Genomic DNA, 22,492 nt, shown 5'->3' with positions numbered 1-22,492 from the left:
GTGTGAACCGGCGGGGTCGGGCGCGCGGGTGGCGCGTTGCCCGGCCGGTCCAGGGCGGGATTCGGGGTGGACCGGACGTCCGGCGGGCGTCCGGTGGGTGCGCGGCTCGTAGAGCGGGCCGGTCACGACGCCGCGTCCCGCAGCGCCGGGACGGACCGGACCAGCTTTCCGGTCGTGGTGCGGGGCATCTGGTCGAGCAGGCGCAGGATGCGGGGACGTTTGAAGCCGGCCAGTCGCTCGGCGATCAGCTTGTCCAGCGTCTCCTCGGTCAGCGAGCCGTCGGTCTGGACGTACGCGGTGATGCCGTCGTCCCACACCACCACCGCGGCGACGACGCCGGGCAGTCCGGCGACTGCCGCCTCCACCTCGGTCAGGTCGACCTTCAGGCCGCCCACCGACACCTGCGAGTCCAGCCGGCCCTTGATGGTGACCAGACCGGTGTCCGGGTCGACCACGCCGGCGTCACGGGTGTGCAGCCAGCCGTCGGCCCAGCGGGTCGGGTCGGCCGGGCCGACGTACGGGTTGGCCGGGCAGCTCACCCACAGCTCCCCGTCGCGCTCGCGTACCTCGATGCCGGGGGCGGGCGCGACGGCGGGGCGGTGCCGCCCGTGCAGGTCGGTGCCGATGACGCCGACCTCGGTCATCCCGTACATGTTGCCCAGCGGCACGCCGTAGCGGTCGGTGAACGCGTCCGCCACGGCTGCGGGCACCAGCTCGCCGCCGGTGGTCATGCGCTTGAGCTGGGGCAGCGGCCCGGCGGGTGTGGTGGAGGCGAGCAGCCCGATGTGGAACGGGACGCCGAGCACGGTGGCCGGGGTGTCCTGGGCGGCGACGGCGGCGAGGATCGCGTCGCCGCCGAGCCGCTCCGGCGGGCACAGCTCGACGCCCGCGTGCAGCCCGTAGAGCAGCCCGCCGACCAGGCCGAGCACGTGCACCATGCTGGGCAGCAGGACGATCCGCTCGCCGGGCAGCGCGACGCCGTCGATGCGGGTGTAGCGGTGCACCTCGGCGACCAGGCCGGCGGCGGTGCGGCCGATCACCTTGGACGGTCCGGTGGAACCGGAGCTGAGCTGGATCACCGCGTGCGGGCTGCCGGCCGGGCGGTCGGAGTACGCGCTGACCCCGGCGGTGACGTCGACGAAGACCCGCAGCGCGCCGCCGCCGGTCCGGATCGGGGCGACCACCACCTGCGGGCTGAGCCGGCGCAGCGCCTGGTCCACCTCGTGGTCGGTGAGCCGGTGGTCGAGCAGCACCGCCTGGGCGCCGGTACGCCAGGTGGCGAGCAGGTGCGCCACGTACGCGAGCGAGGGCGGCAGGCGCAGCACGGCGGCGCCTCCGGCGCGCAGCCCGGCCCCGGCAAGCCGGTCCTGCGCCTCGCCGACGAGCCGGCGCAGCGTGCCCTTGTCGACCGGTTCGGGCAGCCGCAGGCAGACGTCGGTGTCGCGGCCGGTGAACAGGATGTCGTCCACCCAGTCCACCGTCGTCGAGGCAGGATCTTCCGCCACGGGATGTGCAGTCACGACCAGCCACCGTTCCACTGAGGAACTGGGCGGATCCGCCCAGCGGGTACGTCGTTCGGGGTATGGGCGAACCCTACGACGGCCCTCTTCCGCATCGCCAGATGCAAATGGCTAGATCCAAAACGGCGGCTGGGTGGATTGCTCAGGCTCGATCGGACAGGCAGGATCGGGGCCACGCCGGCAAGGTAGCCCGCCGGCCGCCGGATGCTGTGCGCTCGCGGTGACCCGCGCGGACGGCCGGGGCGGCTACGCTCACGGCATGTTCCGTGCGGCCCGGCCCGACGACTTCCCGCAGCTCATCCGCCTCTACCGGCAGCTGAATCCGGACGACCCGCACCTGAGCGACGGCTCCGACGAACGGGCCTTCGCGCGGATCCTGGCCGCCGAAGGGCTGCACCTGTTCGTGCTGGAGGTGGACGGCGCGGTCGTCGCCACCACGTACCTCAACGTGATCCCCAACCTGAGCCGGTCGGCGTCGCCGTACGCGGTGATCGAGAACGTGGTGGTCGACGAGTCGCGGCGCGGCACCGGCCTGGGCAGGCGGATCATGGCCGCCACGCTGCGGGCCGCCTGGGACGCGGGCTGCTACAAGGCGATGCTCATGACCGGTTCGCGCTCGCCCGCGACCCACGCCTTCTATCTGGCCTGCGGGTTCTCCGGTGACGCCAAGACGGCGTACCTGGCCCGCCCGTCGTGACGGTCAGCGTCCGCCCGCCGGCGGGGCGCGGCGGTCCGCCCCGAGCGAGCGCAGGCGTGATGCGCTGGCTCTACCTGGCCCTGCTCCTCGTGCTGATCCTCGTTCTCGTCGGGTTGCGGGTGTGGCTCCCCCGGCGTGCCTTCCGGGCCGGCCGCTCCCTCCGGCAGCGCATCGACGGACGCGACCGACCGGGCTTCGTCAGCCCGCCCCGGCCGGCGGGGGCGCTGCGCCGCGCAGCACCAGCGCGCTGTTGAACCCGTCGAAGCCACGCGCGCCGACCAGCGCGATCCGGCTGCGCGGCGGGCGGGGCTGCCGCAGGAACGTCAGCTCGCAACCGGGCGCCGGCTCGTCCGGGCCGGCCGAGGCGGGCAGCATCCCGCGGCGGAACGCCAGCAGCGCGGTGGCCGCGTCCAGCGCCGACCCGCCCTGGTGCGCCCGCCCGGTCAGCGGCTTCTGCGTGGTCAACGGCGGAGTCCGGCCACCGAACACGGTACGCAGCGCCGCCGCCTCGGCCCGGTCGTACGCGGGCACGCCCAGCGCGTCCGGCCAGATCACGTCCACGTCGTGCGGGCGTACCCCGGCGCGCTCCAGCGCCAGCCGCAGCGCGCGGGCGTAGTGGACCGGGTCCGGGCCGGCAGCCGGGTCGGTGGGCGCCGCGTCGTGGGTGGCGGCCCAGCCGGTGACCTCCCCGTAGACGCGGGCACCCCGGGACAGCGCGTGGCCCAGTTCCTCCACCACGAAGACCGCACCGCCCTCGGCCGGCACGTACCCGCTCGCCGTGACGTCGAACGGCCGGTACGCCCGCTCCGGATCGGACACGTCACTGAGCAGGCCGGAGCGGAGCTGACAGGCGAGCGCGTACGGGCTCAGCGGGCACTCGGTCGCCCCGGCGATCACCACGGGGGTGCCCCGCCGGATGGTGCGCACCGCGTGCGCGAGGCTGTCCAGCCCGCCGGCCGACTCGGACACGGTCACCCCGGACGGTCCCTTGAACTGGTGGCGGATCGACAACTGCCCCACGCTCGCGGCATAGAACCAGGCGATCGACTGGTACGCCCCGACGGTGCGGCTCGGCCCGCCCCACAGCCGTTGCAGCTCCCGCTGCCCGAACAGGTTGCCGCCCGACGAACTGGCGAGCGTGACCGCCCACCGGTACGGGTCGGGCGACACCTCGGGCAGCCCGGCGTCGGCGAGCGCCAGTTTCGTGGCGGCGAAGCCGAGGTGGGTCCACCTGTCGGTCTGCACCCGCTGCCGGGTGTCGCTGAACCCGGCCGGGTCGAAGCCGGGCACCTCCCCGGCCAACCGGGCCGGGTACCGCTGCGGGTCGAACAGCGTGATCGGCCCGGTACGCCGGGCGCCCGCGAGCACCGTGTTCCAGTGCGCCTCGGCGCCGATCCCGCTGGGCGCGACCACGCCGATGCCCGTCACCACGGCCCGCGCGCTCACGGCGCCGTCCTTGTTCGCGACTGCGGGGCTCGCAAAACCGGCTCACTCCTCGCGCTCACGGGTACCGTCCTTGTTCGCGACTGCGGGGCTCGCAAAACCGGCTCACTCCTCGCGCTCACGGTGTCACCGCCAGCCGGCGGAACACCATCGCCGACTGGAAGCCGCCGAAGCCGCTGCCCACCGACAGCGCCACGTCCACCGGCACCTCCCGCGCCTCGTTCGGTACGTAGTCCAGGTCGCACTCCGGGTCGCGGGTGGCCCAGTTGGCGGTGGGCGGGACCACGCCGTACTCGATGGCGAGCGCGCACGCGGCCATCTCGATCGAGCCGATGGCGCCGAGCGAGTGACCGACCATCGACTTGATCGAGCTGATCGGCACCCGGTACGCCGCCTCCCCCAGCGCCCGTTTGAACGCGGCCGTCTCGTGCCTGTCGTTCTGCCGGGTGCCGGAGCCGTGCGCGCTGACGTACGACACGGCCGACGGGGCGAGCCGGGCCTGCCGCAGCGCGTCGCTGATGGCCACCGCCATCTCCGCGCCGTCGGGACGCAGCCCGGTCATGTGGAAGCCGTTGCTGCGGCTGGCGTACCCGGCGACCTCGCAGTAGACGTGCGCGCCCCGGCGGCGGGCGTGCTCGGCCTCCTCCAGCACCAGCACCGCGGCCCCCTCGGCGAGGACGAAGCCGTGCCGGTCGGCGTCGAACGGCCGGGAGGCGTGCTCCGGGTCGTCGTTGTCCGGGCTGGTCGCGCCGATCGCGTCGAACGAGGCGACGGTGACCGGGGAGATCGGCGAGTCCGCGGCGCCGGCGAGCACCACGTCGGCCTCGCCGTCGGCGACGAGCTGGTGGGCGTACCCGATGGCGTCGATGCCGGAGGTGCAGCCGGTGGAGATCACCTGCGCCGGGCCGTGCAGGCCGTGCCGGCAGGCCACGTCGGCGGCCAGGCTGCTGGGCACCAGCGCCTGGTAGAGGTACGGCCCGCCGAGCGCGTGGTCGACCAGCCAGTGCCGGCCGGAGTCGCTGACCCGCACGTACTCCTGCTCCAGCGCCATGGTCCCGCCGACCGCGGTGCCGAGCACCACCCCGGCGCGTTCCCGCTGCGCGTCGGTGAGGGCCAGGCCGCTGTCCGCGAGCGCCTCGGCGGAGCAGGCGAGCGCGAACTGCACGTACCGGTCGGCGCGCTGCCGTTCGGCGAGCGTGATCCCGGCGGCGTCCGGGTCGAAGTCGCACTCGGCGGCGATCTGCGACCGGAACGGCGACGGGTCGAAGAAGCTGATCCGGCGGGTGGCGGTGCGCCCCTCGGTGATCGTCTTCCAGAAGCGGTCCCGGGTGGCGCCGCCGGGCGCGACGACGCCGATGCCGGTGACCACTGTGCGCCGGCCGGTCACGACGGCTCCCGTGGCGGCGGGGCCGCGCTCTCGGTGTCGACGTGGCCGAGTTCCGGGCGCGGAGCGAGCGGTCCGAGGTGGAACACCACCTCGGCGGGCTCGTCGCCGGTGTTGCGCAGCCGGTGCCGGACGTCCTTCGGCACGTAGAGCGCCTCCCCGGCGGCGACCGGCACCGGCACGTCGTCCAGGTCGACGGTGATCGCGCCGCAGGCGACGTAGAGGAACTCCTCGCTGTACGGGTGGTAGTGCTCGGCGATCCGCTCCCCCGGCGCGAGCGTGGCGACGCCCATGAATCCGGAGGTGCTGCCGACCGTCTTCGGGCCGAGCAGCACCCGCAGTTCCCCGCCCCGGCGGCGGTCGGCCGGTACGTCGTGGACGGAGACCCGGGCGGTGGTGGTGTCGGTCATCGCGCGCCTCCCGCGTGCACCCGCTCGATCCTGTCCTTGATCACGGCGAGCTGGATCGTGCTGTTGGTGTTGATCCGGTCGGTCATGCCGGCGTTGTCGACGGGTGCGTCGGGCTTCATCGCGAAGTCCTGCGTCCACGTCATCCGGGTGCCGGCGGGCGTCTCGTCGTAGCGCCAGTGGATGCGCATGTACTCGAACGGGCCGGTCTCGACGCGCCGGGCGTGCACCTCGCGGGTGGCCGGGTCGGCGGTGCGTTCGCTGACCCAGCTCCACGCCACACCGTTCTCGTCCGGGTGCATGGTGAGCCGGAAGCGCACGGTGTCGCCGTCGCGGTGCAGGATCTCCGCGGTCGCGTACTCGGTGAACAGCTCCGGCCACCGGGCCACGTCGTTGGTGATCTCCCAGACCAGCGGCAGCGGCGCGGCGATCTCCACGGCGTTCTCGGTGTGCCCGGGCGGGTCCGCCTTGCCGGCCACCAGGTCGGCGACGCCGGCGATGCTGAGCTGCCCGGCCTGTTCGGGGATCTTCACCCGCCACCTGTCGGCCACCACCGCCGACAGTTCGAGCAGCGCCAGCGAGTCCATGCCCAGTTCCTCCAGGCTCGCGGCGGGTGCGGCGGCGGCGGCGTCCGGGTCCAGGCCGCAGTGCGTGACCAGGATGTCGGTGATCTCGCGGGCGAGCGGGCGGTCGGGGGCGACGGTCATCGGTTCCTCCAGGTGGTCGGGCCGGCGGCGGGCACGGCGCTGACGGGGGTACGGTCGCCCGGCTCGGTGCGCGGGTCGGGCACGACGGCCCGTGCCGGGGGCGCCCCGGCCGCGGCTTCGGCGGGCGGGGCATCGTCGGCGGGCGGGGTGAGCAGACGTTCCACCAGGGCGGTGGTGTGCCGGGCGGCGCGGAACGCCGGGTCGTGCAGCACCCGCCGGGCGAACGGGATGGTGGTACGCACACCGGGACCGGCCACGTCGAACTCGGCCAGCGCCCGGTCGAGCCGGTCCAGCGCGGCGTCCCGGTCCGGCGCCCACACCGCCACCTTCGCCAGCAGCGAGTCGTAGTGCGGGCTGACCAGGTAGCCGACGTGTCCGTGGGTGTCGACCCGGGTGAACGGTCCACCCGGCGGCCGGAACCGGTCCAGCCGGCCCGGTGCGGGCGCGAAGTCGCGGTCGGGATCCTCCACGTTGACCCGGCACTCGATCGCCACGCCGTCCAGGCGTACGTCGGACTGGCGCAGCCGCAGCGGGGTGCCGAACGCCACGTGCAGCTGTTCCTGCACGAGGTCGATGCCGCTGACCATCTCGGTGACCGGGTGTTCCACCTGGATCCGGCAGTTGATCTCCAGGAAGTGGCAGCGTTCGGCCTCGTCGACCAGGAACTCCACGGTCCCCGCGCCGGTGAAGCCGACCGACAGCGCGCCGCGCAGCGCCACCTCGGCCACGGTGTCCAGCGTGGCCTGCCGCAGCGCGGGCGCGGGCGCCTCCTCGATCAGCTTCTGGTGCCGGCGCTGCACCGAGCAGTCCCGGGTGCCCAGGTGCACGCCGTTGCCGTGGCCGTCGCAGAGCACCTGCACCTCCACGTGGCGGGCGTCGGCCAGGTAGCGCTCGACGTACACCCGGTCGTCGCCGAACGCGACCTGGGCGGCGGCGCGCGTCCGGGCGTACGCGCGGGGCAGCTCGGCGGCCGAGCGCACCACTGTCATGCCGCGCCCGCCACCGCCCGCCGCGGCCTTCACGATCACCGGGTAGCCCACCTCGGCGGCCACCTCCTGCGCCTCGGCGACGGTGGGCAGCGTCCGGACGCTGCCCGGCGGCAGCGGCAGCCCGGCCCTGCTCATCAGCGCCCGCGCCGTCGACTTGTCCGCCAGCGCGGCCATCACCTGCGGCGGCGGGCCGACGAACACCAGCCCGTTCTCGGCGCAGATCTCGGCGAAGTCGGCGTCCTCGGACAGGAAGCCGTAGCCGGGGTGCACCGCCTGCGCGCCGGTCTGCCGGGCCGCCTCCACGATGGCCGCCGCGTTGAGGTAGCTGCGGCGGCTGGCCGCCGGGCCGATCCGTACCGCCTCGTCGGCCAGCCGCACCGGCAGCGAGTCGGCGTCGGCGCTGGAGTGCACCATCACCGTGCGCACGCCGAGTTCCCGGCAGGCGCGCAGCACCCGCAGCGCGATCTCGCCCCGGTTGGCGATCAGCACCTTGTCGAACATCAGCAGTCCTGTCCGGTGACCGGTTCCAGGGCGATCAGCGGCTGGTCGTACTCGACGGGCTTGCCGTCGTCGACGAGCACCTCGACCACCCGTCCGGCCTGGCCGGCGGTCACCTCGTTCATCAGCTTCATGGCCTCGACGATGCCGACCACCTGGCCCGGACGGACCAGGTCGCCGACCGCGACGAACGGCATCGCCCCGGGTTCGGGGGCGCGGTAGAACGTGCCGACCACGGGTGAGCGCACGGCCGGCCGGTCGGGCGCGGGCGCGGTACGCGCGGCGGGTTCGGCGGCCCGCGCGGGCAGCGCCTCGGCCGGTTCGGCGGCGCGCTGCACCGGCGGCGACGGGTCGTGCCACTCGACCTCCAGCACCGACTCGCCGCTGCGCAGCCGCACCCGGCGTACCGGCCCGGCGAGGTCGGCGACGAGCTTGCGGGCCTGCCGGCGCAGCCCGTCCAGCACCTGCTCGGCCTCGGCGTCGGCCATCACGCCACCTCCGCCCGGCCACCGGCCGGGGACGGGCCGGCGGAGCGGGCCGCGCCGAAGCGGCGGAAGCGCTGCCGGCGGCGGCGGACCAGGGTGGCCGGGGGCACGGTGAGCAGCGGGGCGAGATTCGCCGCGACCGCCGCGCGCAGCAACTCGGCGGCGCCACCCGGATCGCTGTGGGCAGCCGGGCGCGGCTCCGGCACCAACTCGTCGACCACGCCGAGGCGGCACAGGTCGGCGCCGGTGAGCCGCAGCGCGCGGGCCGCCTGCGGAGCGGCCGAGCTGTCCGGCCAGAGGATCGCCGCGCAGCCCTCGGGGCTGATCACCGAGTAGACGGCGTGCTCCAGCATGAGCACCCGGTCGGCGACGGCGAGCGCGAGCGCGCCGCCGCTGCCGCCCTCCCCGGTGACCACCGCCACCACCGGCGTGGGCAGCACGGTGAGCGCGAGGATGTTCTCCGCGATCGCCGCCGCCTGACCCTGCTGCTCGGCGCTCACCCCCGGGTCCGCGCCGGGCGTGTCCACCAGCGTCACCACCGGCAGCCGCAGCCGCGCCGCGAGACGCATCAACCGCAGCGCCTTGCGGTGCCCGGCCGGACTGGCCATGCCGAAGTTGCGGGTCACCAGTTCGGCTGTCGTGTGTCCCTTCTGGTGACCGATCACCATCACCGGCCGTCCGTCGAGGCGGGCGATGCCGCCGACCACCGCCGGGCAGTCCGCGCCGAGCCGGTCGCCGTGCAGTTCGACGAACCCGTCGAACGCCGTCTCCAGATAGTCCAGTGTGGTCGGCCGGCCCGGGTGCCGCGCCGTGCGTACCGTCTCCCAGGGGTCGCGGTCCGGCCGCGCGGTCACGGTCGGCGCGGTGACCGGCGGGCGCGGGGCGGACGCGGTCTCCGGCGGGCGGCGGCCCGCCTCGGCGGCGGCGAGCAGCGCGGCGAGCCGGCCCCGCAACGCGTGCCGGGGCACCACCATGTCGACCTGCCCGTGCCGCAGCAGGTACTCCGCGGTCTGGAAGCCCTCCGGCAACGTGGCACCGGTGACCTGGCGGATCACCCGGGGCCCGGCGAAGCCCAGCCGGGCGCCGCTCTCGGCCAGCACCAGATCGGTGTTGGTGGCGAAGGAGGCGGCCACCCCGCCGTACGTGGGGTCGGTGACCACGCTGACCGTGAGCAGGCCCGCCTCCCGCATCCCGGCGAGGGCCTGGCTGACGGTGGCCATCTGCATCAGCGACAGCGCGCCCTCCTGCATCCGCGCGCCACCGGACGCGGTCACCAGCACGAGCGGGATGCCGTCGGCGAGCGCCCGCTCGGCGGTCCGGGTGATCAGCTCACCGACCGCGCTGCCGAGGCTGCCGCCGAGGAAGCGGAAGTCCATCACGGCCAGCGCCACCGGGTGCCCGCCCAGCCGGGCGGTGCCGCAGAGCACCGCCTCGTCCAGGCCGGTCGCCGCGCGGGCCGCGCCGAGCCGGTGCGGGTACGGCAGCTCGTCGACGAACTCGATCGGGTCGACGCGTACCGCCCGGTCGGGCAGCGGGACGAAGGAGTCCGGGTCGGCCAGCTGCGCCACCCGGTCCGGCGCGTCGAGCCGGGCGTGCGACCCGCACTCGGGGCAGACGTCCAGGTTGCGGCGCAGCCGCTTGCGGTAGAGCAGCGACGCGCATCCGTCGCACCTCGACCAGAGCTGCTCGTCGCGCGGGGCGGTCGTGGTCACCGTGGCCGCCCGGCGGTGTCGTGGGCCGGCGCGTCGTAGCGATAGAAGCAGTGCGCCATCGCGTCGCGCGGCGATCGCCAGGTCGGCAGGTACGGCGAGATGTACGGCCGCAGCCGCTCGCTGATCCGGACGAACTCCGGATGCCCGCGGTTGTCCTCCACCGCGCCCTGCGCGGGCGTCTCCGTCTCCAGCAGATGGACGTAGAGATCGTGCAGCCGGTACAGCGAGCGGTGCCGGACCCCGACCAGGCCGGGCAGCTCGGTCGCGTCGGACTCGGCGAAGATCTCGGCCACCCGGTCCTCGGCCGTCGGCACCACCTTGGCGACGATGAGCGAACGGTCCATTCGCGCCTCCTGCACGTCCCGGTGCGCGGCGAACCGGTCGCGCCGCACGGATCACCACACGGTCGCGCCGATGGCGTCTACCGGGCGTCAACCGGGCCCCATTGCGCCACAAACATGGTGACGCTGCGTTGACGCAAGCTGTGCGTGAGCTATGGGAAGATCGCCTTCCGGTTTCCGGTGACGACACTTATTCGCAGATCACAGGCGTACTACCGAGCCCACTACGGACAGTCAAGTGACCGACCGCCTGTTGACTGAGAGTAACAGGTGTTGATATTCTCCGTCTCGGTCAGCCCGGCCACGGCGAAGCTTCCGGCCGTGGCGGAGGCGTTCCGACACCGGCGTCGCGGGCGGCGGTCCGGGCAACGCGAAACGTCGGGACGAGGGTTCCGGTGCTGGGGGGTGCGCCGTGTCGGGTGGATCGAGAATGCCGACGGCGGGCGAACCCGCCCCACGGGTGTCACTGCACCTGCTCGGCGGTTTCCAGCTGCTGCACGACGACACACCGGTGGTCGTACCCCGGGGGTTGCAGCGCGTCATCGCGTTGATCGGCCTGCGCCCGGCCGCGACCCGCAGCCACCTCGCCGGGCTGCTGTGGTCCGAGACGCCGGAGGAGCGGGCGCTGTCGTCGCTGCGGACCGCGCTGTGGCGGCTGCGGCAGGATCCGTGCTGCCCGCTGCGCACCGACGGTGACACCGTCCGGCTCGGACCGACCGTCCGCCTCGACGTGGACGACCTGGTGGAGACCGCGGCGCTGGTCCGCGAGGGCGCCGTCCCGCGCGGCGCCACCGGTGCCGGCCGGCACGACCTGCTCCCCGGCTGGTACGACGACTGGGTGCTGCTGGAACGCGAACGGCTGCGCCAGCTGCGCCTGCACATGCTGGAGGAACTCGCCGGCAACCACCTCGACGCCGGGCGGCACGGCGAGGCGCTGGAGGCGGCGCTGGAGGCGATGGCCGCCGAGCCGCTGCGGGAGACCCCGCACCGCCTGGTGGTCCGCATCCACCTGGCCGAGGGCAACGCGTTCGAGGCGGTCCACTCCTTCTACGTCTATCGGGATCTGCTCCTGCGCGAACTGCGCCTGGAACCGTCCCCGGCGATGACCGCGCTGCTCGACGACACCCTCGCGCCGATCCGCCGGGCCAGCCGGTCGGACCCGCCGCCGCGCCGCACGGACCGGACCGCCAAACCGGCGCCGCGCGCCCCCGCCGCGCCGTCGCCACCACCATCAATGCCCCGGAGTACGCGGTGACGGCGAGGTGACAGCGCGACCGGCACCGTGAGGCCAGCACCGCGGCGGCGAGAGGGGTCACGATGAGTCGACTGTTGGTGGTCAGCCGGATCGTGCCGGGCGCACAGGGGCGGGTGGCGCAGATCTTCGCCGAGTCCGACGCCACCGAACTGCCCCACCTCACCGGCGTCCGGCACCGGTCGCTGTACTACCTGCACGACCTGTGCGTCCATCTGATGGAGACCGTCGACGTCGCCCCCGGCCTGACCGCGGAACTGCGCGACAACCCGCTCTACGAGCAGGTGAACAAGCGGCTCTCCGCGCACACCTCCCCGTACCTGCCGACCTGGCACTCCCCCCGCGACGCCGTGGCCGGCTGCTTCTACAGCTGGGACGCCGCCGGCTCGCCTGCGCCCGACCGGATCCACTGACCGGCCACGGGCGACGGACGGGGCGCCCCGGAACCACGCACGGCACCCGGGTTCCGGGGCGTCTCCCCGCCCTGTCACGCCGCTCGACCCGGGTTTCCGGCACACGCTCGGTCATCCTCCGGGCACCGGCCGACACCGCCGGTCCCACCGCCGTGGTCCGGCCCCGGCCTGCCTGTCGTGCGCCGCGCGCGTGTGCGAAGCTGCCCCGAGTCTTTCGCCACCGTCGTGCACGTACATACAAGGAGGTTGGCCCATGCCGTCGAGCTTCGGGCAGTGGCTGTTCGTGATACTGGCCCTGCTCATCGGATTCGGTGCCGGCTGGGTGGTCGTCGGCCGCCGCCGGTCCGGCGCCCCGGCGACGCCCACGGTGGAGACCGCACCCGAGGTGACCGCCACCGTCGACGCGCCGCGCCCGGTCGCGGTGGTCGACGAGCCCGCGGCGGCCGCCACGGTCGCCGAGCAACCCGCACCCACCGAGGCCACGACCGCCGAGCCGGCCGTCGCCACCGCCGCCCGTACCGCCGACGAGCCGGCGGCATCGCCCACCGTCTCCGAGCCGGTGTCGTCCCCCGCCGAGCCGGTTGCGGCGCCGGTGGCCGAGGCCGAGCCGGCCGCCGTGGACCGTCCGCTAGACGAGCCGGTGCCGGCCGCCGCGTCGGTCGGTGCGGACGAGCCCGCCGGCACCCCGGCCTCCACCGACACGGACGAGCCGGCCGCTTCTCCGGCGCTCGTCGTCGAGTCGGAACCCTTCGCGGCGGAGCCGGAGCGCGCCCCCGTCGCCGTCCCGGCGCAGTCGACGCCCGCCGACGAGCCGGAGGCGCCGGCGACGGCGTCGTCTGCTGATTCGGCGGCCGCGGATGCGGCTGCTGTGAAGGCGGCTGCTGTGGAGGCGGCGCCCTCGCCGGTCGAGGCCGCCGAGCCGGTCGAGCCGGTCGAGCCCGTAGCCGCCGAGCCGGCCGTCGTGCCCGCGCCGCGGGCCTCGGTCGAGAACGACGCGGCTGCGGACGCGGCCGGGGACACGCCGGACGACTTCCGGCGGATCCAGGGCATCGGGCCGAAGATGGCCGCCGCGCTCCAGGACGCCGGTATCCGGACCTACCGGCAGCTCGCCGAGCTGGACGAGGCCGCGCTGCGGCAGACCGTGAAGGCCGCCGGCCTGCGCGCCGCACCCGGGCTGGCCACCTGGCCGCAGCAGGCCAAGGTGCTGGCGGGTGCCCCCGCCGACGCCGACCGGGCGCTCCCGGCCAGCACCGAGTAGACATTCCGCCACATTCCGGGCCGGTGGTGACGATCGTCGCCACCGGCCCGGCGCCCTTCCCCACCCCGTCACCCCCGCCCGGGTCGGTATGGCGGAAAAGTGACCGTGCGCGGGCGAGCATGACTACGGTCGGTGAAGGGCCGGGACGGCCCGCCGCGCGTACCGCCACCCGCAGGAGCGTCTCGTGCCCACCGCAGCGCCGGAGCCCGCCGGCCGGCGACCGCCGGTTCGCGATCCGGAGGCGCCGCGCCGGGTCACGCTGCTGGAACTCTTCTTCGACCTGGTCTACGTGGTCGCGCTCGCGTTGATCTCGCGCAACCTGGTCGGGTCGGTGACCTGGGAACGGGCCGCCGAGTCGCTGGTCATGCTGATGGCGCTCTGGTGGACCTGGGCGATCACCACGCTGGTCACCGACGTCTACGATCCCGGGCGCACCGAGATCAAGCTGCTGATCGTGGCGGTGATGTTCGGCGCGCTGCTGATGACCACCGCCATCCCGGAGGCGTTCGGCTCCCGGGGGCTGGTGTTCGCCGGCACGTACGTGGCGATCCATCTCGGACGCGGGGTGTTCCTGATGCCCACCGTGCGCCGGGACGTGCAGACGAACCGCCGGGCCGTGCGCATCTTCGTCTGGTTCGCCCTGTCGGCGGTGCCCTGGCTGGTCGGCGCGCTGGCCGCGCACGGCACCGCCCGGTTGTGGTTCTGGGCCGGTGCCCTGGCCATCGACTATCTGGGGTTCCGGCTGGCGTACCCGGTGCCCGGGCTGGGCGCGGTGCCCGACGCTCAGCGCCGGGTCACCGCCGAGCATCTGTCCGAGCGGTACCAGCAGTTCTTCATCATCGCGCTCGGCGACGCCGTGCTGGTCGCCGGCACCGTTTTCAGCCTGCACCACGCCAAGGCGGAGAACCTGGCCGCCTTCACCGTCGCGTTCGCCACCACGCTGCTGCTCTGGCGCATCTACGTGCACAAGTCCGGTGAGCTGCTGCCGGACGCCATCGCCCGGTCGGCGCAGCCGAGCCGGTTCCTCAACACCGCCCCGTACACCCATCTGCTGATGGTGGCCGGGGTGGTGACCACCGCGGCGGGTTTCGACCTGGTCCTGCTGGAGCCGGCCGGCCACACGCCGCCGGCCTGGCTGGCGGTGATCCTCGGCGGGCCGGCGTTGTTCCTGGTCGGCCGGGGCGCCTTCGAGTACGAGGTGTTCAGCCGGGTGTCGACGTCGCGGCCCGGCGGGGTGCTGGCGCTGCTCACGATCGCCCCGGCCGGGTTGTTCCTCGCGCCGGTCTACGTCTGCGCCGGGGCGATGCTGGTGCTGGGCGGGGTGGCGTGCGCCGACTATCGCCGCAGCCGCGGCCGTCCGCCGGAGGAGCCGGTGCCACCGCACTGACGTAATCGGAATCGGCCGTGCCGGCACCGCTGCGCCGTTTGGCGGATCACCCGCACGGGGTACATGGCCTCCACCTCGAAATCCACCACGACCCCAGTGGAGGCAACTGATGCGCGGCACCTCGATAGTCGGCGTCCTGGTCGTCATCTGGCTCATCATCGGCGCCATCGCCGCCGGTCAGCGCGGCTACTACGGCAACGACGACACCAACTGCGCGGAGGCGGGCACGATCCTGGTCACCATCGTGGCCGGCCCGCTGAACTACATCGGCGCCAACCCGAAGGTGGACTGCAAGCTCCCCGAACCGTCGAAGTAGGCGTCCGCTCCCGTACCTCCGGCCCGCGCCCGCCCGGCGAGCGCGGGCCGTTCCGTGTCCGCGGTGCGGACCGCCACCACCCCTACGGCATCCTAGGAGGCTGGGTTTCGCGGAGTTTGCCCGCCGCAGCGGTGGGAACGGCAGCGGTTCGCCGACGACGGAACGGAGAACCGGGCATGCGGATCGGCTACAAGCTCGCCTCGGAGGCGTTCGGGCCCCAGGAACTCATCCGGCAGGCGGTCCGGGCCGAGGAGGCCGGGTTCGACTTCGTCGAGATGAGCGACCACTACCATCCCTGGCTGGAGGTGCAGGGCCACTCCTGCTTCACCTGGAGCGCGCTCGGCGCGATCGCCGCCCGCACCACCACCCTCGGCCTCGCCACCGGCGTCACCTGCCCGTCGGTCCGCTACCACCCGGCGATCGTCGCGCAGGCCGCCGCCACCATGGCGCTGATCTCCGACGGGCGGTTCACGCTCGGGGTGGGCGCCGGCGAGCGGCTCAACGAGCACGTCGTCGGGCAGGGGTTCCCCAGCGTCCGGGGGCGGCACGAGCGGCTGCGCGAGGCGTTGGAGATCATCCGGCTGCTCTGGCAGGGCGGCTACCGCTCCTACGACGGCCGGCACCTGCAGCTGGAGGACGCCCGGGTCTGGGACCTGCCCGAACAGCCGCCGGTGATCGCCGTGGCGGCGAGCGGCCGGCAATCGGCCGGTCTCGCCGCCGAGCTGGGCACCGGCCTGTTCGCCACCGAACCGAAGACGTCGATCGTCGACCAGTACCGCAACGCCGGCGGCCAGGGCCCGTGCTACGCCGAGGTGCCGATGGCCTGGGCCACCGACGAGGAGGCGGCGGTACGCGCGGCCCGGGAGACCAGCCGCTGGGCGGTCACCGGCTGGAAGGTGATGAGCGAACTGCCGAACCCGGTGAACTTCGACGCCGCCACCGCCTGGGTCGAGGACCACCACATCCGGCAGCAGTTCTCCGTCGGCCCGGACGCCGCGCCGCACGTGGAGCAGGCCCGGACGTACGTCGAGGCGGGCTTCGACCACATCGTGCTCCAGAACGCCGGACCGGACCCGGACGGCTTCCTGGACTTCTGCGCCCGCGACCTGCTCGCCCGCGTCCGCGCGCTCGGTTAGTCGCGCTGCCCGGCCGGACCCGCGCTCAGCCGCCCACGTGGATGCCGGGGCGGCGGGTCGGGTCCGGCTCGGACTTGCGGATGATCTCCCGCACCACGGGCGGGGTGTCGCCCCGGCCGAGGATGAGGTAGCGCAGCAGGTGCGCGATCGGGTTCCCCTCCGACCACTCGAAGTGGCAGTGCGGGCGCACGCCCGTCGCGTCGCGCAGCGCCAGCAGGATCGCGGCTATCGCGTTCGGTGCGGCCGAACTGCTCGCGCGCAGGATCCGGTGGCCGCCGGACTCCGTCCCGCGCACCCGCAGCACCTGGCTGAACTGGGACGGGTCACTCACGTCGATCTCCAGGAACAGCACGTCGGCGGCGCCCGGCACCGGGTTCATCGACCGTTGCGCTCGTTCCTTGACCCGGTACTCCTTAACCGACCCGCGCTGCCGTTTGTTGGCGATCAGGTGTAGCCGCCCGTCCCGGGCGACCGATTCGTCGACGAAGCGGCGGGCCGCCTCGTCGAACTCGATCCGCTCGGCGCGAAGCTCGGTGGTCCGGGTGACGCGGGAGATCAGCGACACCGCGATGATCCCGGCGATGAAGAACCCGGAGATGGTGATGCCGTCCGGCTTCGCCACCACGTTCTCCACCAGCGCGTACAGCAGCACGGCGGTGAGGAGCGCGAACCCGGCCGCGGCGGCGCGGCTGCGGGCACGCAGCGCCGCGATGGTCACCGCTATCGCGCCCGAGACCATCATGGCGAGGATGCCGGTGGCGTACGCCCCGGCCTGGGCGTTCACGTCGGCGGAGAAGGCGATCGTGATGGCGATGCTGATCGCGGTGTAGACCAGCACCACCGGGCGCACCGCCCGCCCCCACTCCGGCGCCATGCCGTACGACGGCAGGTAGCGGGGCACGATGTTGATCAGCCCGGCCATCGCCGACGCGCCCGCGAACCAGAGGATCAGGATGCTGCTGATGTCGTAGACGGTGCCGAACACCTCGCCCAGGTGCTCGTGGGCGAGGAACGCCAGCGCCCGGCCGTCCGCCGGGCCGCCGGGGTCGAACGCCTCGGGCGGGATCAGCAGCGTGGTGACGAACGTGGTCGCGATCAGGTAGACCGACATGATCAATGCGGCGGCGGCGAGCAGCCGGCGGGTGTTGCGGATCCGGGCGTCCAGCCGCCGTTGCGCGTCCTCGCCCTCGCCGCGCACCAGCGGCATCATGCTCACCCCGGTCTCGAACCCGGACAGGCCGAGCACCAGGAGCGGGAACGCGAGCACGCTCGTGGCCAGGACGTCGCCGGCGCCGCCGGTGTCGGCCAGCCGGCCGGTCCAGTCGCCGAGCAGACCCGGGTCGGCGGCGACCTCGGCCACGCCGGCGGCCACCACCACCGCGTTCAGCGCCAGGAACGCCGCCACCAGCGGGATGGCGACCTGCACGGCCTCGCTGAACCCGAGCAGGAACACGCCGCCGAGCACGAGCAGCAGCGCCACGGTGACCAGCACCGCCGCCGTGTCGCCGTGCGGGAACGACGCGGGCAGGACCGGGTTCTCCAGCAGGTGCACGCTGGCGTCGGCGGCGGAGAGCGTGATCGTAATGATCCACGAGGTGGCGACGAAGCCGAGCAGCACCAGCACGAAGACCTTGCCGCGCCAGAACGGCAGCAGCCGCTCCAGCATGGCCACCGACCCCTGCCCGTGCGGGCTCTCCCGGGCCACCCGGCGGTACATCGGCAGCATCCCGAGCAGCGTCAGCGCCACGATCAGCAGCGTGGCCAGCGGGCTGAGCGCGCCCGCCGCCACGGCGGCGATGCCGGGCAGGTAGGACAGCGTGGAGAAGTAGTCGACGCCGGTCAGGCACATCACCTGCCACCACGGGTGGGACCGGGTCTGGTGCTCGCGGACCTCCGGGCCGACCGGCTCGACCCGGTGCGCGAACAACCACCGGTGCAGCCGGCCCGCCGGCGGCCTCGGCCGCGCCGGCGCCGCCACCCGTTCCGGCAGCTCCGGCACGGCTCGGCCGGACCGCTCGGCGTGATCGCCGTGCCGGCCGGCCCGGGCCGCCGCGGCCGCGTGCGCCTCCCGGCGCCGCTCCCGCGTGCGCCTGGGCTGTTCCGGCCCGCCCGCCTGCCCCATCTGCTCCCCTTCGTCCCTATGAAGACGGTAGGGGTTGTCCCCGCCCCGACCCGGCCGAACCGGTCAAAGATCCGGTCCGCGGGCCAGCGCGTCGCGCACCGCCGCCGGGTCGGCCACCGTCACGGTGACCGCCGGGTGCCGCGGCCTGGGGCCGGGGGCCAGCGCCGGCACCGGATCGGCGAAACGCAGGCAGAGGCCGCCGGCCACGCTGGTGCCGAAGGTCACCCCGCCGTCGGCCGCCGACAGGTGCGGGCCGATCGCCCGCCACCAGCGGTACGGCCCGCTCAGCTCGGCCCCGGTCACGTTGCCCGGGGTGGTACGCAGCAGCCACGGCCCGAACCGGACGACGAGCGCGTCCGGGCCCCAGCCGAGCCAGGCCGTGGCGGGCCGCACCCCGAGCAGCGCCAGCGGCAGCCGGAACGCCGGGTCGAAGCGGAACGGGAAGCGGCGGACCGGGCCCGGCGGGAGCGCTCCGGGGCCGGCCGATTCGTCTGGCGGCACGACGGCGACGTACCCGGTGCGGCGGGCTCGACACCCGTGGGCGGCGTTCCCGCGTCCCGCGCCCGAACGGCGGGACGCGGGAACCCCCCGTCCCGGCTACTGCAGGAACGCCCCGAGGGGCGACAACAGCAGCCGGCCGAGCAGCGCGGCGTTGTCGTCCAGCCGCGTCCGCTCACACTCACGGGCGTCCGGGTCGTGCCGGCAGCGCCAGATCTTCTGCGCGTTGCGCCAGGCCACGTTCCGGGTGTACTCCACCAGTTCGCCCTGGTACCAGTCGTCGATGTCGCCGTTCACCATGTCGATCATGAGCTGCCAGTTGTCCAGGTAGCCACGGCGCAGCTCCGGGATCCGCTCGGCGAAGATCTTGTTGATCTCCAGGTAGTCGCGGTGCTGGTCGCTGCCGTCGATCGGCTCGGACTCCAGGCTGTCGAACGTGGTCACCAGCGCGAACGGCAGGTCGTAGTTGATGTGCGCGTTGACGCCCGCGGCGGCCGACGGCAACGGCCGGGCGTCCGGGCCGCGCATCCGCTTGAACAGGCACGACCACGCCTTCGGGGTGCTCGGGCTGGAGTCGGTCCAGAACCGCAGCGCCTCGAAGTAGCGGGCCGCGAACTCCACGTCCAGCCGCGCCAGGAAGGCCGGGTCGCAGAACCGGTCGTCGTACAGGCCGTCGAGCACCGTGCTGGTGATGACCAGGTAGAGCTTGTTGAAGTCGGCGAGCGGGCAGCTCTGCTCCAGCGGCGGCAGCCGGACCAGCAGATCCTGCAACTTCGTCAGATGGTCCACGACCGCCGGCACGTCGGCGGGATGGTCGGCGAGCAGGCCGACGATGTCCTGGTGCACAGGACCCCAGACCGGTTCGGTCATCTCTCCTCCACAACGGCCGGCGCCCCCCACGACGCCACCACCGGCGTTCCGCGGGACAGCCTGCCAGCCGCCGTCCACATCGCGGATCCGTCGAACGACGTATTGCCGGCGTACGTCTACTCCGCGCCGTTGCGCAGGAAGATGGCGCTGGCCTGCACCCGCGTGCGGACCTGGAGCTTGTCGAAGATGTGCGAGACGTGGACGCCGATGGTCCGCTCGCTGATGAACAGCCGCTGCCCGATCTCCCGGTTGGTCAGCCCCTCGGCGACGGCGGCGAGCACCTCCCGCTCCCGCGCGGTGAGCGTCGCCAGCTCGTCCACCGCCGGCCCGGCGGGCGCCGCCGCCCGCGGCCGGGGCACCGGCGCGGGATCCGGCGCGGCGTCCAGGGCCACCCGGGCCCGCGAGGCGATGGTACGGATCTCCGCGGTCAGCGGCACCGCACCGAGCGACTGGGCCATCGCGTACGCCCGGTGCAGCAGCTTGCCGGCGGTGGCCACCCGGCTGCGGCGGGCCAGCAGCGCCTCGGCCTGCCGCAACCGCGAGTACGCGGCCGGGTAGGGGTGGTTGCGCCGGTCCCACTCGAGCGCGGAGCGCTCCCACAGCGCGGGGTCGCCCCGGCCGTCGTCGAGCCGGCTCAGCTCGGCGTCGCAGAGCGCCAGGAACCCCTCGGCGACATAGCGCACCGGTGCGCCCGCCTTGGCGCTCTTGCCGGCCAACCGGTCGACCACCTCGCGCAGCCGGCGTACCGCGTTCGGGTCCACCTCGATCGTCCGGCCGGCCGCCGCCTCGGCCTCCGCCCGCAGTCCGTGCCAGGCCAGGGTGGCCAGCACGATCACGTCGTCGGAGCGGCTCTCGGTCAGGCCCCGCTGCACCGCCTGCCGGGCCAGGTCGTGTCGGCCCTGCCACATGGCCAGGCCGGCGCGCAGGATGAGCATCGGCAGCACGTGCCGGGCGCCGCCGCCGGCCAGCACCGTCGCGACCGCCTCCAGGTCGCGGTCGGACGCCTCGACGTCCCCGTACCCGACCGAGAGCCGGCACCGGGCCAGCAGCAGCTCGACCGCGTCGGCCCCGGACGGGCGGTGCCGCAGCGCCGCCGCGACGACCTTCTCCGCCTCGGCCCACTGCCCGACCCGGAACAGCCCGTTCGTCGCCACCGCCAGCAACCGGGTCTCCCAGGTGCGGCCGAGCCCCAGCTCGGCGACCCGGTCGGCGCCCCGGCGGGCCACCACCACCCCCTCCTCGAGGATGTTCAGCGGACCGGTGAGCAGCTCGGCCAGGTGCAGGTAGGCGCAGGCCACGTCCTCCGGCCGGCCGGACCGCTCGGCGGTGTCCAGCGCCCGGCGCATCACCGCCAGCCCGGCGGCCGGATCCTCCAGGAACGCCTCGCTGAACCCGAGCGCGGCGCTGGCCGTCACCACCTCGGAGGTGGTACCCGGAACGTCGGCGGCGAGCGCGAGGGCCTCCCGGGCCTGGTCGCCGGCCTCGGCGTAGCGGCCCAGGTGCAGCAGCAGCTCGGCCAGCCGGGCGGCGGCCGTGCACCGCTCCCGCGGTGTGCAGTCGGGCGCGTCCAGCACCCCCCGGTACTCCTGCTCGGCGGGGGCCGACCGACCGGCCGCGGCCAGGTAGCGGGCCCGGCGGATGCGCAGCGCGCAGACCGGCGGGCCGGACGGGTCGTCGGTCAGCTCCTCCAGCAGGGTCAGGGCGCGCGCGTGCTCCCCGCTGTGGTGCGCGGCCTCGGCGGCGTGGCTGAGCAGCTCGGCCCGGTCCACCTCGACCGGCTCGGGGCGCGCCCCGTCGGGCAGGACGGCGGCCGGCTCGGTGGCCAGGGTCAGCGCGGCGGACCAGTGGCGGTGCGCCTCGGCGTACCCGTGCAGCCGCTCCGCCTCGCGGGCGGCGGCCATCGCGGCGGGCAGCGCCCGGCCCGGCTCGCCGGCGTGCCGCCAGTGGTGGGCCAGCCGGGCCTGGTGCAGCTCGGCCGGTACGGCGGTGAGCGCCTCGGCGTAGCGGCGGTGCAGCGCGGCCCGCTCGGCGGGCAGCAGTTCGTGGGCCAGTACCTCGGCGGCCAGCCGGTGCCTCAGCCGGTAGCCGTCGTCGGCACCGACCAGCAGGCGGTGCGCGACCGCCTCGCGGACCGCGTCGAGCAGTTCCTCCTCGGGCAGCCGCACCACCTGGGCCAGCAGCCAGTGCTCGACCGGCTCGACGCCGACCGCCACCGCGTGCACCACCGCGTGCGCCGGCTGCGGCAGCGCGTCGACCCGGTCGAGGAACACCTCGCGCAGCGTGTCGGAAAGTCCGTCGCGGCCGTCACGCCGGTCGCGGGCCAGTTCCTCCACCACGAACGGGTTGCCGCCGCTGCGCTGCCAGAGCTGGTCGGCGGCCTCCGGGGGCAGCGGCGCGCCGACCACGGCGGCGGCCAGCTCGTCGGTGGCGGACCGGTCCAGCGGCAGCAGGTCGATCACCCGCACCGAGCGCAGCCGGCGCAGCTCGGTGAGCACCCGGCGCAGCGGGTGCGCACCGCGCAGCGACTCGGCCCGGATCGCGGCCAGCACGGAGAGCTGGAGGTCGCCGAGCCCGGCCAGCAGGTAGAGCAGGAGTTGCCGGGTGCTGCGGTCGACCCACTGTAGATCGTCGAGGACGAGCACCAGCGGCCGTCCACCGGCCACCACGTGCAGGCCCTGGGCGACGCGTTCCAGCAGCGCGCCGGCGCCGTCCGGGCCGGGGGTCTCCTCGTCGAAGACCTGCAGCACCCCGCGGATCGCCGACGTGGTGCGCGCCTGCGCCTGCTCGGCGTCGAGCCGGCGCAGCGCCTGCCGTACCGGGTGCAGCGGCGAGGCGTCTCCGATGTCGAGGCAGGCGCCGGTGAGCACCAGCGCGCCGGTCTGCCGCAGCTGCTCGCCGACCTCGGTCAGCAGGCGGGTCTTGCCCACCCCGCTCTCTCCGGTGAGGAACACCGCGCCGGTCTGCCCGGGCCGCAGGTCGTCGTAGAGCGCCGACCGCAGCGTCGCCATGGTCCCGGTACGGCCGACGAGAGGTGCCGTGTCCACGTCGCTGGCCATG

The 22,492-nt window shown here is 74.5% G+C and carries 19 protein-coding genes and 1 pseudogene; 7 read left to right on the top strand and 13 right to left on the bottom strand.

The window, feature by feature from the left end; all coding sequences use genetic code 11:
- Positions 1-122: 122 nt before the first annotated feature.
- Positions 123-1,469, bottom strand: coding sequence for a class I adenylate-forming enzyme family protein (locus GA0070215_RS06350; RefSeq protein WP_244166889.1), 1,347 nt, complete (start codon positions 1,467-1,469; stop codon positions 123-125).
- A 271-nt stretch (positions 1,470-1,740) separates the two neighbouring features.
- On the opposite strand from GA0070215_RS06350, the gene GA0070215_RS06345 reads away from it, so the two are divergent.
- Complete coding sequence (locus tag GA0070215_RS06345) at positions 1,741-2,217, top strand: GNAT family N-acetyltransferase (RefSeq protein ID WP_091042836.1); 477 nt, start codon at positions 1,741-1,743, stop codon at positions 2,215-2,217.
- A gap of 198 nt (positions 2,218-2,415) precedes the next feature.
- Here the strand turns inward: GA0070215_RS06345 and GA0070215_RS06340 are convergent, their stop codons facing one another.
- The 8 genes and pseudogenes from GA0070215_RS06340 to GA0070215_RS06305 all read right to left on the bottom strand — a co-directional run bounded on the left by GA0070215_RS06340 (position 2,416) and on the right by GA0070215_RS06305 (position 10,186).
- The gene (locus GA0070215_RS06340) at positions 2,416-3,663 is read right to left on the bottom strand and encodes a beta-ketoacyl synthase N-terminal-like domain-containing protein (RefSeq protein ID WP_091042834.1); all 1,248 of its coding nucleotides are present in this window, start codon (positions 3,661-3,663) and stop codon (positions 2,416-2,418) included.
- A gap of 115 nt (positions 3,664-3,778) precedes the next feature.
- Positions 3,779-5,047, bottom strand: coding sequence for a beta-ketoacyl-[acyl-carrier-protein] synthase family protein (locus tag GA0070215_RS06335; RefSeq protein WP_091042831.1), 1,269 nt, complete (start codon positions 5,045-5,047; stop codon positions 3,779-3,781).
- Positions 5,044-5,454, bottom strand: coding sequence for a cupin domain-containing protein (locus GA0070215_RS06330; protein WP_091042829.1), 411 nt, complete (start codon positions 5,452-5,454; stop codon positions 5,044-5,046). The genes GA0070215_RS06335 and GA0070215_RS06330 overlap by 4 nt, the downstream gene beginning before the upstream one ends.
- Positions 5,451-6,158, bottom strand: coding sequence for an SRPBCC family protein (locus GA0070215_RS06325; protein WP_091042826.1), 708 nt, complete (start codon positions 6,156-6,158; stop codon positions 5,451-5,453). Before GA0070215_RS06325 ends, GA0070215_RS06330 begins: the two co-directional genes overlap by 4 nt.
- Entirely contained in the window at positions 6,155-7,648 is a 1,494-nt protein-coding gene (locus GA0070215_RS06320) for an acetyl-CoA carboxylase biotin carboxylase subunit (RefSeq protein WP_091042823.1), read from the bottom strand. Before GA0070215_RS06320 ends, GA0070215_RS06325 begins: the two co-directional genes overlap by 4 nt.
- Positions 7,648-8,106, bottom strand: a pseudogene (accB, locus tag GA0070215_RS06315) (acetyl-CoA carboxylase biotin carboxyl carrier protein); the annotation flags it as partial. The pseudogene accB and the gene GA0070215_RS06320, both read right to left, overlap by 1 nt.
- Before the next feature lie 26 nt (positions 8,107-8,132).
- Positions 8,133-9,842 carry an acetyl-CoA carboxylase carboxyl transferase subunit gene (locus tag GA0070215_RS06310; RefSeq protein ID WP_018784076.1) on the bottom strand — a complete coding sequence of 570 codons (1,710 nt, stop codon included), beginning with the start codon at positions 9,840-9,842 and terminating at the stop codon, positions 8,133-8,135.
- Positions 9,839-10,186: a TcmI family type II polyketide cyclase gene (locus tag GA0070215_RS06305; RefSeq protein ID WP_091042913.1), complete on the bottom strand. Its 348-nt coding sequence runs from the start codon at positions 10,184-10,186 to the stop codon at positions 9,839-9,841. Before GA0070215_RS06305 ends, GA0070215_RS06310 begins: the two co-directional genes overlap by 4 nt.
- A 427-nt stretch (positions 10,187-10,613) precedes the next feature.
- On the opposite strand from GA0070215_RS06305, the gene GA0070215_RS06300 reads away from it, so the two are divergent.
- The 6 genes from GA0070215_RS06300 (at position 10,614) to GA0070215_RS06275 (ending at position 15,945) form a co-directional block, all read left to right on the top strand.
- Positions 10,614-11,438, top strand: coding sequence for an AfsR/SARP family transcriptional regulator (locus GA0070215_RS06300; RefSeq protein ID WP_091042818.1), 825 nt, complete (start codon positions 10,614-10,616; stop codon positions 11,436-11,438).
- Between the two features lie 62 nt (positions 11,439-11,500).
- Positions 11,501-11,848, top strand: coding sequence for a TcmI family type II polyketide cyclase (locus tag GA0070215_RS06295; protein WP_026267578.1), 348 nt, complete (start codon positions 11,501-11,503; stop codon positions 11,846-11,848).
- Between the two features lie 253 nt (positions 11,849-12,101).
- Positions 12,102-13,106: a helix-hairpin-helix domain-containing protein gene (locus GA0070215_RS06290; RefSeq protein WP_091042813.1), complete on the top strand. Its 1,005-nt coding sequence runs from the start codon at positions 12,102-12,104 to the stop codon at positions 13,104-13,106.
- Between the two features lie 184 nt (positions 13,107-13,290).
- The gene (locus GA0070215_RS06285) at positions 13,291-14,493 is read left to right on the top strand and encodes a low temperature requirement protein A (protein WP_091042810.1); all 1,203 of its coding nucleotides are present in this window, start codon (positions 13,291-13,293) and stop codon (positions 14,491-14,493) included.
- A gap of 109 nt (positions 14,494-14,602) precedes the next feature.
- Complete coding sequence (locus tag GA0070215_RS06280; protein ID WP_018784070.1) at positions 14,603-14,809, top strand: hypothetical protein; 207 nt, start codon at positions 14,603-14,605, stop codon at positions 14,807-14,809.
- A gap of 176 nt (positions 14,810-14,985) precedes the next feature.
- Positions 14,986-15,945, top strand: coding sequence for a TIGR03557 family F420-dependent LLM class oxidoreductase (locus GA0070215_RS06275; RefSeq protein WP_091042806.1), 960 nt, complete (start codon positions 14,986-14,988; stop codon positions 15,943-15,945).
- A 25-nt stretch (positions 15,946-15,970) separates the two neighbouring features.
- Here GA0070215_RS06275 and GA0070215_RS06270 read toward each other — a convergent pair whose 3' ends face one another.
- The 4 genes from GA0070215_RS06270 to GA0070215_RS06255 all read right to left on the bottom strand — a co-directional run bounded on the left by GA0070215_RS06270 (position 15,971) and on the right by GA0070215_RS06255 (position 22,491).
- A complete protein-coding gene (locus GA0070215_RS06270) occupies positions 15,971-18,067 on the bottom strand; it encodes an APC family permease (protein ID WP_091042803.1) in 2,097 nt (698 codons plus the stop codon).
- Between the two features lie 63 nt (positions 18,068-18,130).
- A complete protein-coding gene (locus GA0070215_RS06265) occupies positions 18,131-18,568 on the bottom strand; it encodes a hypothetical protein (protein ID WP_091042799.1) in 438 nt (145 codons plus the stop codon).
- Positions 18,569-18,664: 96 nt separating this feature from the next.
- Entirely contained in the window at positions 18,665-19,435 is a 771-nt protein-coding gene (locus tag GA0070215_RS06260) for a DUF5995 family protein (protein WP_018784066.1), read from the bottom strand.
- A gap of 116 nt (positions 19,436-19,551) precedes the next feature.
- Complete coding sequence (locus GA0070215_RS06255; protein ID WP_091042795.1) at positions 19,552-22,491, bottom strand: helix-turn-helix transcriptional regulator; 2,940 nt, start codon at positions 22,489-22,491, stop codon at positions 19,552-19,554.
- Position 22,492: the final 1 nt, after the last annotated feature.

Source organism: Micromonospora marina (assembly GCF_900091565.1).
Lineage (GTDB): Bacteria > Actinomycetota > Actinomycetes > Mycobacteriales > Micromonosporaceae > Micromonospora > Micromonospora marina.
This window is presented reverse-complemented; position numbering and strand designations above follow the sequence as displayed.